The organism is Fusobacterium sp. IOR10 (assembly GCF_010367435.1).
Lineage (GTDB): Bacteria > Fusobacteriota > Fusobacteriia > Fusobacteriales > Fusobacteriaceae > Fusobacterium_B.
The window spans coordinates 1-14443 of record NZ_WJWY01000002.1; the positions used below are offsets into that span (position 1 = coordinate 1).

Annotated in this window: 10 protein-coding genes; 1 reads left to right on the plus strand and 9 read right to left on the minus strand. The window is 27.7% G+C overall.

Translation table 11 applies throughout. From position 1 onward, the window contains the following. Positions 1 to 214: 214 nt before the first annotated feature. Positions 215 to 2164, minus strand: a complete 1950-nt coding sequence (locus tag GIL12_RS00550) for a [FeFe] hydrogenase, group A (protein ID WP_163468055.1) — start codon at positions 2162 to 2164, stop codon at positions 215 to 217. A gap of 435 nt (positions 2165 to 2599) precedes the next feature. Between GIL12_RS00550 and GIL12_RS00555 the strand changes: the two genes are divergently transcribed. Next, a complete protein-coding gene (locus tag GIL12_RS00555; RefSeq protein WP_163468057.1) occupies positions 2600 to 3952 on the plus strand; it encodes a TldD/PmbA family protein in 1353 nt (450 codons plus the stop codon). A 57-nt stretch (positions 3953 to 4009) separates the two neighbouring features. On the opposite strand, the gene GIL12_RS00560 is transcribed toward GIL12_RS00555, so the two are convergent. The 8 genes from GIL12_RS00560 to polA form a co-directional block, all read right to left on the minus strand. Next, positions 4010 to 4183 (minus strand): ATP-binding protein, encoded by a 174-nt coding sequence (locus tag GIL12_RS00560; protein WP_163468059.1) that lies wholly within the window; start codon positions 4181 to 4183, stop codon positions 4010 to 4012. Between the two features lie 60 nt (positions 4184 to 4243). Continuing rightward, a complete protein-coding gene (gene hcp / locus GIL12_RS00565; protein WP_163468061.1) occupies positions 4244 to 5878 on the minus strand; it encodes a hydroxylamine reductase in 1635 nt (544 codons plus the stop codon). A gap of 128 nt (positions 5879 to 6006) precedes the next feature. Beyond that, positions 6007 to 7557 (minus strand): TaqI-like C-terminal specificity domain-containing protein, encoded by a 1551-nt coding sequence (locus tag GIL12_RS00570; protein ID WP_163468063.1) that lies wholly within the window; start codon positions 7555 to 7557, stop codon positions 6007 to 6009. Beyond that, the gene (gene murJ, locus GIL12_RS00575) at positions 7557 to 9017 is read right to left on the minus strand and encodes a murein biosynthesis integral membrane protein MurJ (RefSeq protein WP_163468065.1); all 1461 of its coding nucleotides are present in this window, start codon (positions 9015 to 9017) and stop codon (positions 7557 to 7559) included. Before murJ ends, GIL12_RS00570 begins: the two co-directional genes overlap by 1 nt. 13 nt (positions 9018 to 9030) lie before the next feature. Beyond that, positions 9031 to 9762 (minus strand): ScpA family protein, encoded by a 732-nt coding sequence (locus GIL12_RS00580; protein WP_163468067.1) that lies wholly within the window; start codon positions 9760 to 9762, stop codon positions 9031 to 9033. Next, on the minus strand, positions 9725 to 10654 hold the full coding sequence (locus tag GIL12_RS00585) for a bifunctional riboflavin kinase/FAD synthetase (RefSeq protein ID WP_163468069.1): 930 nt from the start codon (positions 10652 to 10654) through the stop codon (positions 9725 to 9727). Before GIL12_RS00585 ends, GIL12_RS00580 begins: the two co-directional genes overlap by 38 nt. 18 nt (positions 10655 to 10672) lie before the next feature. Beyond that, entirely contained in the window at positions 10673 to 11566 is an 894-nt protein-coding gene (gene whiA / locus GIL12_RS00590; protein ID WP_163468071.1) for a DNA-binding protein WhiA, read from the minus strand. A gap of 21 nt (positions 11567 to 11587) precedes the next feature. Beyond that, positions 11588 to 14371 carry a DNA polymerase I gene (gene polA, locus GIL12_RS00595; RefSeq protein ID WP_163468204.1) on the minus strand — a complete coding sequence of 928 codons (2784 nt, stop codon included), beginning with the start codon at positions 14369 to 14371 and terminating at the stop codon, positions 11588 to 11590. Between the last annotated feature and the right edge of the window lie 72 nt (positions 14372 to 14443).

The following is a 14443-nucleotide window of genomic DNA, read 5'->3' on the forward strand; positions in this document are numbered from 1 at the left end:
TAAGAAATAGAATTTTAATTTATAGCAATTTAACAAAAATAAAAATTCCTTCAGCATAAAGCTGAAGGAACAAAAACATTATTTATTTTTTTATTTTTCTCCACCAACACCAGTTGACAAAGAACCAGAAAAATTATATCATATTAGCTGTATTAATCATATAAAAAAAACCGCTATATAAATATAACGGTTTTAAAGTGAGTTTGTAGGCTTTTTAGTATTTTAATTTTGGGAAATATTTAGTATGTAATAATTCATGAGCTTTTCTACTCATTGGATAATCTAAATAATCCCTGTAAATAGCTTTAACTGATTCATTTTCATGGGATCTTCTAATTACTTTGTTTTTATCTATTTTATTTAATCCCCCAGCTCTTTTCTTAAGAACTTCCATTTTATTTCTAGCTTTAGGTTGTCCACCTCCACCGACGCATCCACCTTTACATGCCATAATTTCAATAGCATGGAAAAATTCTTCTCCAGCTCTTATTTTATCTAGCATTTTTGCAGCTTCTTCCAATCCGTGGGCAATTCCTACTCTAAGTTCAACATCTCCAAGTTTAATTTCAGCAGTTCTAAATCCTTCCCATCCTCTAAGTTCATGGAATTCTATATCTTCTAATCTTTCCCCAGTGATCATTTCAACTGTGGTTCTTGTTGTTGCTTCAATAACTCCACCAGTTCTTCCAAATATAATACCAGCTCCAGAATATTCTCCTAAAGGAGCATCAAATTCTTCATCTTCCATATCTCTTAAATCTATATCTGATTGTTTGAATATTTTAATTAACTCTCTAGTGGTAATAACAAAATCTGTATCATAGTTATCTCCCCTTGAAAACTCAGGTCTTGAAGCCTCATATTTTTTAGCTAAACAAGGCATAATAGCAACTACAGAAACTTGTTCTCTAGTTAATCCTAAATTCTTTGCCCATAAATCCTTTGTTACAGTTGAAAAAATTTCCATAGGTGATTTAACAGATGAAGGAACATCTAACATATCAGGATAACTTTGTTCAAAGAATTTTATCCATGCAGGACAACAAGAAGTTAGAATTGGAAGTTTTACCTCATCTCCATTATAAAATCTTTTTAGCCTTTTTTGAAATTCAGTAGCTTCCTCCATTATTGTAAGGTCAGCTGCCCAACTTGTATCAAAAACATAGTCAACACCTATTTTTTTAAGTGCAGCAACTAATTTTTTTTCTAAGTTTTCTCCAGCTTCGTAACCAAAAGCTTCACCAATGGCAACTCTCACAGCTGGGGCTATTTGTGCAACAACTACTTTATTAGGAGTTGCAATATGTCTAAGTAATTGTATTGTATGATCCCCTTCAAAGATTGCTCCAACAGGACAAGCAACAACACATTGACCACAGTGGGTACATTTGTCATTATCTATTTTATGTCTCTTTTTTAATTCTCCAGAAATACAATTAACAGGACAAACTCTAGTACAGGCAGTACAACCTATACATCTATCTGTAATTTTGAACTTCAAAAGTTGAATACATTGTCCAGCAGGACAGTTTCCATTTTCTATATGACATTTATATTCATCATAAAATTTATCAATTGATTCAAGCACTAGATTATTTTCTTGATTTAAAGCTTCTTTTATAGCTTCAGACAATTGTCTTAAAAGAAAAACATCTCTCATATTTGCTTTTCCCATTGAGATTCTTTCAAGTACTCTCCAAGTTCTTTCTATTTCATATTGAACTCTAGAATATCCTAAATATCCCCTTTGTTGCATTTTTCCAAGTAAAAATTCAATGTAGAATTTTGAAAAAGAAATAATACAATCCTCTTCTGATAAAATAATGATGCTTCTATTGTTATTTTTACTAAATAATTTATAGTCTATTGGAGTGTTTAAAAATTCCTCAGTTATAAATCCTCCAAATGGTAGCCCAAATTGAGCTGCTTTAAATTTTTTCTTTCCAGTTATACCACCAGCTAACTCAATTACATCCTTTAGAGATAACCCTTCAGATATTTCATAAACACCAGGATTAACAACTCTTCCTGAAATTGCAATGGCGTTGTTTCCCTTTTTTATAGCTGCTTTTAATTCTTTTTCAGCTGTAGAAGAAAAAACAGAACCTACAGAACTCTGTATGATAACTTGTTTATTACCGCTAAAAAGATTATTTTCAAACATTATTTCCTCCTAAATTAAATAAATTAATAAAATTATTCTTATATATATTATTATACTATGAAATTTGTAAAATACAAACATAAAAATTTAAATATTACTTAACAGATGAAAAATTAGTCTTTATAAAGAGTAAAATAAACTCTTTTAGGTATATATATATTGAATATTTTAGTTGAGTTGATTTTAATCCTTATAAATAAACAAGTTAAAAATAGTATAATTGTATAAGTTTAATAATTTTTTATAATTATATATTGAATAATGATGATTTTAGAGCAAAATATAATCATCATTATATTTTTAATATTAATTTAGAGTTAACAAAGTCAAATAAGAGTTAAAATTATATTAAATCAAAAAAAATTGGTGAAAAAATGCTATAATTTTTTTTTAAATACATGTTATAATTAATATATACTATAATTAGGAGGGAAAATGAATAAAAATATATTTATAGAAAAGCTTTTTCAGAGAGCTAAAGAACTTAAAATAGAAGAATTTGAAGTTTATTATATATCAGGGGAAAATACCTCATTAAAAATTTTCAATGGCAAGGTGGATTCTTTTTCAGACAATACAAATCAAGGAATTTCCTTTAGGGGAAAATTTCATGGGAAAATGGGTTATTCTTACAGTGAAAGTTTTGATGAAGAGGATGTAAACTTTTTAATTAATGAAGCTAAAGAGAATGCATCTATAATAGAAAATACAGATGAACAAATTATATTTGGTGAAAAATGTGACTATAGGGAAACAGAAACTTATAGTGAGGATTTAGATAATATTAAAATAGAAGAAATTAAAGAATTTCTATTTAAAATGGAAGATTATGTAAAATCCTTAGATAAGAGAATAAAAAATGTAAATAATTGTGCCTTTGTAATTGGAAAGGGAGAAAGAATAATAAAAAATTCCAAGGGAATAGATTTAAGGGATATTGGAAATTTCGCCTATACAGTTATTTCAGTTTCAGTTTCAGATGGTTCTAAAATTAAAACAGATTATGATTTTAAAATTGGAAAAAGATTTTCTGATTTTGATTATAAGAAGTTAGGGGATAAAGTTGTTAAAAAAGCTCTTTCTAAACTAGATGTTGTTAATGTATCTTTAAATAATAAACTATGTGTTATAGAAAATACAACCTTAGCATCTTTAATAGGAAGTATGCTTGGAAATTTTTATGCTGAATCAGTTCAAAAGGGAGTATCTAAATTAAAGGGGAAACTAAATGATACCATTGCAAATGAAAATGTAACTTTAATAGATGATCCATTTTTAAAGGATGGCTATTCTAACTCTTCCTTTGATGCTGAAGGTGTTCCCACAGAGTATAAAGAAATTATAAAAAATGGAGTACTAAAAACTTATTTATATAATTTGAAAACTGCAAAAAAAGATGGAGTAAAATCAACAGGAAATGCAAGTAAAAGTGGTTTCAAAGGTACTATAGGAACTTCATGCTATAATTTATATTTGAAAAATGGTGATGCTTCTCTTGAAAAATTGTTTGAAGAATTAGGTGAGGGAGTTTTTGTAACTAGTTTTGCAGGATTACATTCAGGATTAAATTCAATATCTGGAGATTTTTCATTGGCAGGGGAAGGGTTCTACATTAAAGATGGAAAATTAAGCAAAGCTTTGAATCAAATTACAATAGCTGGGAACTTCTATAATTTATTAGAGGATATAATTAAAATAGGAAATGATTTAAAATTTGATTCCTCTGGAATAGGTTGTCCATCTGTTTTAGTTAAAGGATTAAATATAGAAACTGATACTAAAAATTAAAAATAAAAATTAAAGGGGGCTGTTAAAAAACAGCCCCCTTTTGAGATTTTAAATATTTTATTCTCCTGAAGATATAACTCCCACAGGGCAAACTTCAACACAAGCTCCACAGTTAATACAAGTATCGCTAATTCTATATTTACCTTCTTCTGTAGCTGCTATAGCATCCACAGGACAAACTTCAGAACAAGCTCCACATCCAATACAACCTTCTTCGTCAATTATATGCATACACATCCTCCTAAACTTTAAAAGTGTAAAAAATATCAACCTATAGTAAACTAGTTTTGTTTATTCAAAAAATAATTTAATATCATCTTCAACAGTTCCAATTCCAGCTATTCCAAAAGTATCAACTAATACTTTAGCTACATTTGGTGATAGGAAAGCAGGTAATGTTGGTCCTAAATGAATATTTTTAACTCCTAAGTATAATAGAGCAAGTAATACTATAACAGCTTTTTGTTCATACCAAGCAATATTATATATAATAGGAAGTTCATTAATGTCTTCAAGTCCAAATACTTCTTTTAATTTTAGAGCTATTACTGCAAGGGAATAAGAATCGTTACATTGCCCAGCATCTAAGACTCTAGGAATTCCACCTATATCTCCTAAATCTAATTTATTATATCTATATTTAGCACAACCAGCAGTTAAGATAATAGTGTCTTTAGGAAGAGCCTTTGCAAATTCACTGTAGTAATCTCTACCCTTTTGTCTTCCGTCACAACCTGCCATAACTACAAACTTTTTAATAGCTCCTGATTTAACAGCTGCAACAACTTTATCAGCTAAAGCTATAACTTGATTATGAGCAAATCCTCCAACTATTGTTCCTGTTTCTATTTCTTTTGGTGCTTTACAATGTTTTGCCATTTCTATAATTTCAGAAAAATCTTTAATTTCTCCAACTTCTCCAGGTATATGCTTACATCCTGGGTATCCAGCTGAACCTGTTGTAAATATTTTATCTTTATAAGAATCCTTAGGTGGTACAATACAGTTTGTTGTCATAAGAATTGGACCATTGAAAGATTCAAATTCTTCTTTTTGTTTCCACCAAGCATTTCCATAGTTTCCTGCAAAATTATCATATTTTTGGAATTTAGGATAATAATGAGCTGGTAACATTTCACTATGAGTATAAATGTCTATACCAGTTCCCTTTGTTTGTTCAAATAACATTTCTAAATCTCTTAAATCATGACCAGACACAAGTATTCCAGGATTATTTCTAACTCCTAAATCAACTGTAGTTATTACAGGGTTTCCATATGTTTCAGTGTTAGCTTTATCAAGTAAGGCCATTGCTTCAACACCATATTTTCCTGTTTCTAAAGTTAAATTAACTAACTGATCAACTGTTAAACTATCATCTAAAGTTTTAGCTAAAGCTCTTTGGATAAATATATCAATTTCTTCATTATTATTTTTTAAAACATCAGCATGTTTAGCATATGCAGAGATTCCTTTTATTCCGTAAATAACTAATTCTCTAAGACTTCTAATATCTTCATCTTTAGTTGCTAGTACTCCAACACCTTCATGGAAAATTTCAAAATTTTCTCTTTTATCTTGGAATAAAGCAGCCTTTGATAAACCTGTTTTATCTTTAAGTTTTTTGATTAATTCATCTCTTAAAGCACATGTTTTTTCAATTCTATCTTTTATAGCTTCTCCATCAAAATTAGCATTTGTGATTGTTATAAAAAGATTCAATGTAATTAAACGATTTGTTTCCTTGGTGATTTTTTCCCCTTGATTTCTTAATCTAGTTGTTACCTCTGAAAGTCCTTTAGTTGCATAAATTAATAAATCTTGAATTCTAGCAACTGTGTCATTTTTACCGCAGACCCCTTTGATAGTACACCCAGTATTTCTTGCAGTCTCTTGACATTGCCAACAAAACATTTTTTCTTCCATTAATTTCCTCCTCCTAGTTTTAATAAATAAAAAATTCCCTATAACATTATGACTTTTATAAGGGAGATTTAGTTTAAAATTTTTTTATAAAATTAATCCCTAAATATTAACTTTAAAAAGAGATAGAATTATTTAACTTGTTTAAAAATATTTTTAAAATATGAATTTATTTTATCTTGTCTACTTTCACAATAGATTTTTATTTGATCTCTTACTAAATTTTCAATATATTGTATTTCTGAAGTGTTATCAGGGTAATAGATAGGTATTTCCTTTAAAGGGGTAGAGTAAAATTCCAAGTTATATCCCTTGGATTTACCATTTAATTTGTACCATCTATAAAAAACATCTGAATTTAAAAATCCTAGGATATAAAAAATATTAAATCCTGTTTCTTTAGGAGTTAAATAATAAATATCAGCACTTCCATAGAAGGGTTCATTTGAATAGGCAAATAAATTAGTTTTGCATCTTTGTCTCACTATTATTTTTTCCTCTAAGAAAATATTTTCTTTTCTAGACCATTGAAGTTCATACCAACTTATTCTTCCACTTTTAACTTCCCGTCTATTTTCTAATTTTTCTCTATATTCTAGAAGATGATTTCTAAGATAACTATTAATTTTTACATTTTTATCAATGTAGAGAATCCAAAATTTATTTTCTTTAGTGTAAGAATATTTTAATATATCCTTATTTTTATACATTGGTTTTAAATATTCTTTAAATTTTTTATCATATTCTTTTAATACAAAAGCCTTGTCACAGCCAGAAATTATCCCTTGATTCACATGGAAAAGTTCATTTAGTTTATAGTTTGATTTATCTTCAATTCTTTTATTAAACTTAAGATCATTTTCCTTTATTAAAAGAATTTTTTCTTCACTACTATATAGATCTTCTTCTCTCATTATAAAATTAATATTTTCCAAAGTTACATTTACTTTAAAATCTTTACTATTAGAAATAAGGTTGTCATTTGTTTTTTTCCAAAGAAAGATAACATTATGTTGTCCTGGTGCCTCTTCAAAAACAGACATATTAAAATTGTTAATTTCAAGAAATTTTCCATTCCTTCTTAAAAAATATCTAAGGGTTTTACCACTGTCTGCCTTTAACCAGTAATTGGTGGTTATATATGAAAGTATCCCATCTGGCTTTAATATTTCTATTGCTTTTTCTATGAAAAAGTAAAAATAATCCATTTTAGATTCATAATATAATTTTCCAAAATCAGTTTCTTTAATTTTACTAAACAGTTCTTTATTATTTTTTTCTCCAATGTATGGAGGATTACCTAAAACAATATCATATTTTTCATTAATATCACTTAGGATTCCATCCTTATTTTCAAATAATATTTCTCCATTTAAGTTATACTTTTTTAAAATTTCAAAAACATTTCTTTGAAATTTTTCACCAGCATTTTTATCCAAATCATAACCTTGTATCCACGAAGGATTATACGAATATTCCCCATTAATTTTAAAGGATATCTTTATCAATTTCTCAAGAGTTAAACAGAGAAGATTTCCTGTACCACAGGATAAATCTATGATTCTTAGTTTATCTAGTTGTTTCTTTGAATATACATCTTGAAAGTAATATTTAAGAGCTAAAGTTGTTATAATTTCAGCATATTTAGAAGGTGTATAAACTTTAAAATTATTTTTTCCCATTAAAATACCTCTAATCTTTTTTTATATATAGGATAGGCCCATAAAGATAAATAAATCATTGAGAACACAATTAGCTTGATAATGATGTTATCTATATAGAAACTTCCTAAAATACTTAATCCAGTACTTATTAAAACTTTTATTTTAAACTGTATTATTGACTTTAAATTTAAATTAATATATTTTTTTCTAAATGTGTAAAACAATAAAGAAAAATTACAAATAGCAGCAATTGATGTTGAAAGTGCAAGGCCCTTATACTTTAAAGGTCCTATTAAAAGAGCGTTTAAAAGAATATTTATAATTATTGAAATAACAGAAAATTTAACAGGGTCTTTACTGTTTTTCATTCCGTAAAAGGCTCTAGTAAGTAAGTGTATAGCTGTGTAAAAATAAAGACCTATAGAATAGAAAAGTAAGGCACTACCAGTTATGCTAACAGCATTTGCATCAAATTTACCATAACCAAATAAAAGAGAAACAACTTCTTGTGAGTAAAAACAAAATACTCCCATGGAAGGGATAACAAAGAACAGTAATATATTTAACCCCTTTATAATATTATTTTCAACAGCTTTAAAATCCTTATCAACTATTTTTTTTGAAAGAGTTGGATAAATAACAGTTGAAACAGATACTCCAAAAACTCCAATAGGTAAAGAATATAGTCTAGTTGCATTTTCCAAGGCAGAAACTCCCCCAGCTTGTAAATATGATGCAAAGAATTGGTCCACCATTGTATTTATCTGTCTTGCAAATATTCCAATTAGCATTGGAACTATTAAAAACATTAATTTTTTTAAGTATTCATCCTTAAATATTATTTTAAATTTATATCCCTTAACTTTCTTTAAAAAGGTTGGAACCACAAGTAATAACTGCATTGCTCCACCTAATAAAATCCCATAGGCCATAGCTTTAACACCATATTGTCTTCCAAATAAAATAGCAGAACCTAAAATTGCTATGTTAAAAAATATAGATGTTGATGCAGGTAGGGCAAAGCATTTAAAATTGTTTAAAATAGCACCTATCATACCAGCAAGAGCTATAAATATAAAATAAGATGACATAATTTTAAGTAAATAAGAAGCCATCATTTGAGTTTCATAGGAGAAACCACCAACAATAACACTTATTATTTCCTTAGAAAATACAGCGGTAAAAACAGCAACTAAAACAGAGAAAATTAAAACAATATTCATAATGGAAAAAATAAAATTTCTTCCCTCTTCTTCCCCTTGTAACTTAACCTTTTCGTTGTAAAGGGGAATAAATGATGTTCCAAGTGCCCCTTCCCCAAGTAGTTGCCTAAAAAAATTGCTTATTTTAAAGGCACTAAAAAAAGCATCTGTACTAGCAGATGCTCCAAAATAATATGCTATAACTACACTTCTAGCTAGTCCCAATACCCTACTAACTAAAGTTATTATCATCATAAAAAATCCACTTTTAAACATATATCCTCCAGAATTATCTTGTTGAAATTATTTTTATGAATATAGTTTCACTTGTTGAAATTATATCAATTTTTCCATCTTTATAAAAGTCAAGCAAGGCTAGGAAAATATAAACTAGATGCATCCTATTTTCTGAAATTTCAAATATTTCATCTAAAGATTTTTCTTTTTCATACACACATAGAAGAATTTTTTCCTTTTCTTCCTCTATGGAATATGTTTTTTCATATTTTATTTCAATGAATTCATTTTCTTGTCTATTAATAAATTTTGTATAGCTTTTGCATACATCTTCAAGGGTAAGTTTATTTAAATCATATTCCTTTGCTTGGATTTTTTTAATTTCTTTACCATCTTTTTTTGAGTAGGAAATATTAAATTCGTTTTCAAATTTTCTTACTTCAGCAGTAACTTTTTTAAATAACTGATATTCTTCTAATTTTCTTTTAAGTTCCTTTTCAGAATTTTTTTCCTTATCAATGCTAAGTATTGATTTGGCTTTTATTTCCAAAAGTTCAGTGGCCATAATTAAAAATTCAACCTTAACATTTAAAGATTGATTTTTAAGGTCCTCCATAATTTCCAAATATTCATCAATTATTTGTGAAATTTTAACCTCAGATATTTTAACTTTTTTCTTATCAATTAAATAAATCAAAAGTTCCAAGGGACCTTCAAAATTGTCAAGTTTAAAAACAATTTCATTTTTATTTTCTTTTAAATTTTCTCCATCTTTTAACGTCATTTCCAATTCCTTTTACTAATTCTTCAATAGAGTCGAATTTCTTCTCATCACGTAAGTGTTTTTCCAAGTTAACATAAATTCTTTTTCCATATAAATCCCCTTGAAAATCTAGAATATGAACCTCAACACTTAATTCTCCTGGCTTTAAAGTTGGATTTTCCCCTATATTAATTACAGCTGTATGAATAATGTCTTCCCCTTCAATTTTAACAGTTCCACCATATATTCCAAAGGGAGGATAAATTTTATTCATTATTTTAAGGTTAGCAGTTGGAAATCCAAGCATTCTACCAAGTTTCTTACCGTGCTCAACAATTCCAGAAATTAAAAGTGGTCTACCTAAAAATAAATTAGCCTTTGCCATTTTACCATCTAATATAAGTTTTCTTATAACAGTTGAACTAAGGATTTTCCCTCTACATTCAATTGGTGGTATAACATTTATCTTAATATCCATTTTATGTGTATATTCCTTTAGGAATTCTGTATTTCCACTTCCCTTTTGACCAAAGGTATAATTGAAACCAATAAAAATTTCCCTAGCTCCTAATTTTTCAACTAGGATTTTGTCTATGAAATCTTCCTTTGTAATATTTGCAAAGTCATTATCAAAGGTTTGTAAAACAACATAGTCAACTCCAAGTTCTTCTAAAATAAATAATTTTTCCTTTGTAGTATTGATCATTTTAGGTTTTTTATCTGGAAAAATTACTTCTAAAGGATGATTTAAAAAAGTGTAAACAACAGAAATACCATTGTTTTCCTTAGCCTTATCAACAGCTCCTTGTATAAGTTTTCTATGTCCCCTATGAATTCCATCAAAAGTACCTAGTGCAACATAACTATTATTTAATTTTTCATCGCATTTTAATATATCTTTAATTACTTTCATGTGAAAATTTTACTCCTTTTAATTTTCTTTTAGTAGTTCCTTATAAATAGCTTCAATACGTCTAAATCTATTTCTTATACCTGATTTTGATATTCCTATCATCTCAGCTAATTCTTGAAGAGAACTTTCAGGATTTTTAAGTCTTAGAAAAGCTATTTCCTCTAATACAGGAGTTAACTCATTAAGTCCTATTTTTTTCCCAATATAGTTAATCATTCTAGTTTGTTTCAAGCCAGTGTTTAAGGATTTTGTTTCATTTGCCACTTCCCAATTCATTTCTCTAATTGTTTTATTTTTTAGATCTTTCATCATGGTAGTTTCTTCATATTTATAAAATTCTTTAATGGCACCTAGCATAACAAGTACATCTAATATATCTTCTGAATTTCTAAAATATACAAGTTTCTTTTTTCTTTTATCAGTAATAAAAACTTTTTTATGTAAATTTTCAAATATTCTAAATAATTCTTCTCCAATTTCAATGTTATCAATGAAAAAATCCAAGGCATATTCCTTTTCAGGTGATTTAATATATCCACTCATAAGAAACAATCCTCTTATGAATCCAACTCTTTTTTCCTCATCCTTTAGAAGCTGATCCTCTTTGCAAGTTGCTAGTATTCTTAAAAGATCTTTAAATCCATGTTGATTTTCAATTATAATAACATATACCTTATGTTCTCCAAAATGTTTACTTACAAGATATTTAACTCTTATGTTTAAAGTTGTAACTTCCTTTAATATTCTATATACTCTATTGGCAAGTTCAATACTTTCTAATTTTAACTCTATTCTATCTTCAAGTATAGCATTTTTTACCTCTAAAATTCCACGTAATTCTGCTACTTTTTCTTTAGTTGTATAACTTGATTTTTTTATAATTTCATTTTTTACTTTGTAGGTATAGGACATGTATATTTCTCCTTTCTGAAACTATTTAGTTTCTGCCCAATTTTCACCAATTGCACCATTAACTTTTAACCTTACATTTTCAAAATGTACAGTATTTTCCATAATTTTTTCTATAATTTTTTTATAGTCTTCTACCTTGTCTTCCTTTACTTGGAAAATAAGTTCATCATGCACTTGTAATAGCATTTGGATATCTTCTTTATCTTTTATTTCATCATATACTTCAATCATTACCTTTTTAATAATTTCAGCAGCAGTACCTTGAATAACTGTGTTTACTGCCATTCTATCTGCTTGGTTTCTAAGGTTTTTATTTTTAGAATTTATTCCATCTATGTCTCTTCTTCTTTTAAAATATGTTTCTGAATAACCAGTTTTAGTTGCATTTTCTATGATGCTTTCCTCTAGTTCCTTTACTTTTGGGTATTCTTTAAAATATCTATCAATATATGAAGCAGCTTCTGCTCTAGTTATTTTTAATTCATTTGAAAGACCAAATGGAGTTTTACCATATATAATACTAAAATTTACTATTTTAGCCATTGATCTTTGTTTAGATGTAACCTCTTCATCTTCATTTAAGTCAAATATTCTTTTAGCTGTTAAACTATGTAAATCTTGATCTTCCTTGTAGGCTTTTATCAAGCTTTCATCCTTTGATATTTCAGCTAGAACTCTCAATTCTATTTGTGAATAATCTATTCCAAGAAGTTTATATCCTGGTTTAGTAATAAATCCTTCTCTTATTTCAATTCCCTCTTCTGTTTTAACAGGTATATTTTGTAAATTAGGATCAGATGAAGATAGTCTTCCTGTAGCTGTTCCTGTTTGATTAAATGTAGTGTGGATAATATTATTTTTATCAGCTGTCTTAGGAAGAGCGTCTATATAAGTTGATTTTAATTTAGAAAATTTTCTATAATCTAATATATATTTAGCAATTTCTTCTCCTCTGTTATGAAGTACCTCTAAAACTTCACTGTTAGTTGAATATCCAGTTTTAGTTTTTTTAACAGGATCAATATTCAATTTGAAAAATAAAACTTCAGCCAATTGTTTTGGAGAGTTTAAGTTAAATTCTTCCCCAGCAATTTCATAAACTTTTTGTTCAGCTCTATCTAATATCTCTCCAACTTCTTTTCCCATTTTTGAAAAATAATCTTTGTTTATTAGTATTCCATTTTCTTCCATATTATTTAAAACTTCAATTAAAGGCATTTCAATATCATGTAAAACCTCAAGGAGATTTTTATCCTTTAGATCTTCTATTAAATCCTTATATACTTCCTTAATAAGCTTAACTCTTTTGATTAAATAATCTGAGAAATCTTCCATTGAAATATTTTCAGGAAGTTCCTTTTTAAAAACTTCGCTATATTTATAGATTCCCTCAATACCTTCTCTCATTGCAATAGCTTCAATACCAACTCTAGTTTGAGAAGTTATTAAGTGGTATGCAAGCATTTCATCAAGATCCATTTTTTCAACAGGTAATTTATATATATTTTTCAAAATATTTTTAAAATCATAGGTTACAAATTTCTTATCTAAGTTAAATATTTTTTCCAAATGTTTTTTATCTAAGTTTGTATGAGTATCCCCTAACTTTAAATTGTGGAAAAGTGGAATGTAGTAGTTTGTTTTTCTTGAAATAAATGATATACCAGGTCCCTCTTGATAGAAATAAATTCTCTCTTCCCCTTTTAAGTCATCTATCATATTATTAAGGGTATCTGTTGTGGAAACTATAATAGTAGTAGTCTCTATAACTTTTTCCTTAACTTCATTATTTCCAAAAAGAAGTCCCATTTGAGAAGAATTTTCTTCAAAGGATTTTTTAGGAATAGAGGTAACTTCATCATTTTTAACTTCAGCAGCCTTTTCAGGTTCCTTAGTTTCAGCTTCTTTTATTTTTTCAACAACTTCATCTAATTTCATTCTTTTAATAAGAGCTCTAAATCCAAGTTCCTTAAAGAGAGCTAATAATTTTTCACTATTTATATGAAATGCTAAATCTTCAATTTTAATATCAATTTCAATATTTTTTTTAATAACAGCAAGCTTTCTACTTAAAAATGCAAGTTCTTTATCCTCTATTATATTTTTAATAAGTCCAGGTCCTATTCCAGGAAGCTCCTTTAAATGGTCTACATTTTCATAGATACCCTCTAGATCTTTATATTTTGTTAGCATGGGAATTGCTTTTTTAGGTCCAACTTTTCTAACACCAGGGATCCCATCACTTTTATCCCCAATAAGTCCAAATAGGTCAGGTATTTTATTTGCTGGAACTCCAAGATGTTCTATAACATCCTCGTTATTTGAAATTATTTTAAATCCACCATTTTCACCTTTACCCATAAGACAAATATTTATATTTTCATCAACTAATTGAGCTAAATCCTTATCCCCTGTAATTATAAAAACTTCATAACCTTCACGGGAGAATTTCTTACTAATAGTTCCAAGAACATCATCAGCTTCATATCCATTTATTTTATATTTTTCTATACCAAAGGAATCTAGTACTTCATCAATTCTAGGAAGTTGAGTAAGTAAATCTTCTGGCATAGCTTGTCTATCTTTTTTATAATCTTTATATATTTCACTTCTTTTTAAAGTTGCTCTTTTTACATCTTTAGCAGCACCTATAAAATCTGGAGAAAATTGTCTAATAACACTAAGTAAAGTATTGGTAAATCCATATACTGCACCTGTAGGTTCATTTTTTGTTCTAAAATTCATGTTTGCATAAAATGCTCTATACATTATTGCACTTGTATCTAATAATACTATTTTCTTCATCATTTAGGCCTCCAAATTATAATTTGCTCCTAATTATACCATATATAGCATTATAATTGAATGCTATTTAAA

Coding starts and splice junctions, on each gene's coding strand:
- GIL12_RS00550 (WP_163468055.1), bottom strand. CDS start 2,164: ATGTTTGAAAATAATCTTTTTAGCGGTAATAAACAAGTTATCATACAG.
- GIL12_RS00555 (WP_163468057.1), top strand. CDS start 2,600: ATGAATAAAAATATATTTATAGAAAAGCTTTTTCAGAGAGCTAAAGAA.
- GIL12_RS00560 (WP_163468059.1), bottom strand. CDS start 4,183: ATGCATATAATTGACGAAGAAGGTTGTATTGGATGTGGAGCTTGTTCT.
- hcp (WP_163468061.1), bottom strand. CDS start 5,878: ATGGAAGAAAAAATGTTTTGTTGGCAATGTCAAGAGACTGCAAGAAAT.
- GIL12_RS00570 (WP_163468063.1), bottom strand. CDS start 7,557: ATGGGAAAAAATAATTTTAAAGTTTATACACCTTCTAAATATGCTGAA.
- murJ (WP_163468065.1), bottom strand. CDS start 9,017: ATGTTTAAAAGTGGATTTTTTATGATGATAATAACTTTAGTTAGTAGG.
- GIL12_RS00580 (WP_163468067.1), bottom strand. CDS start 9,762: ATGACGTTAAAAGATGGAGAAAATTTAAAAGAAAATAAAAATGAAATT.
- GIL12_RS00585 (WP_163468069.1), bottom strand. CDS start 10,654: ATGAAAGTAATTAAAGATATATTAAAATGCGATGAAAAATTAAATAAT.
- whiA (WP_163468071.1), bottom strand. CDS start 11,566: ATGTCCTATACCTACAAAGTAAAAAATGAAATTATAAAAAAATCAAGT.
- polA (WP_163468204.1), bottom strand. CDS start 14,371: ATGAAGAAAATAGTATTATTAGATACAAGTGCAATAATGTATAGAGCA.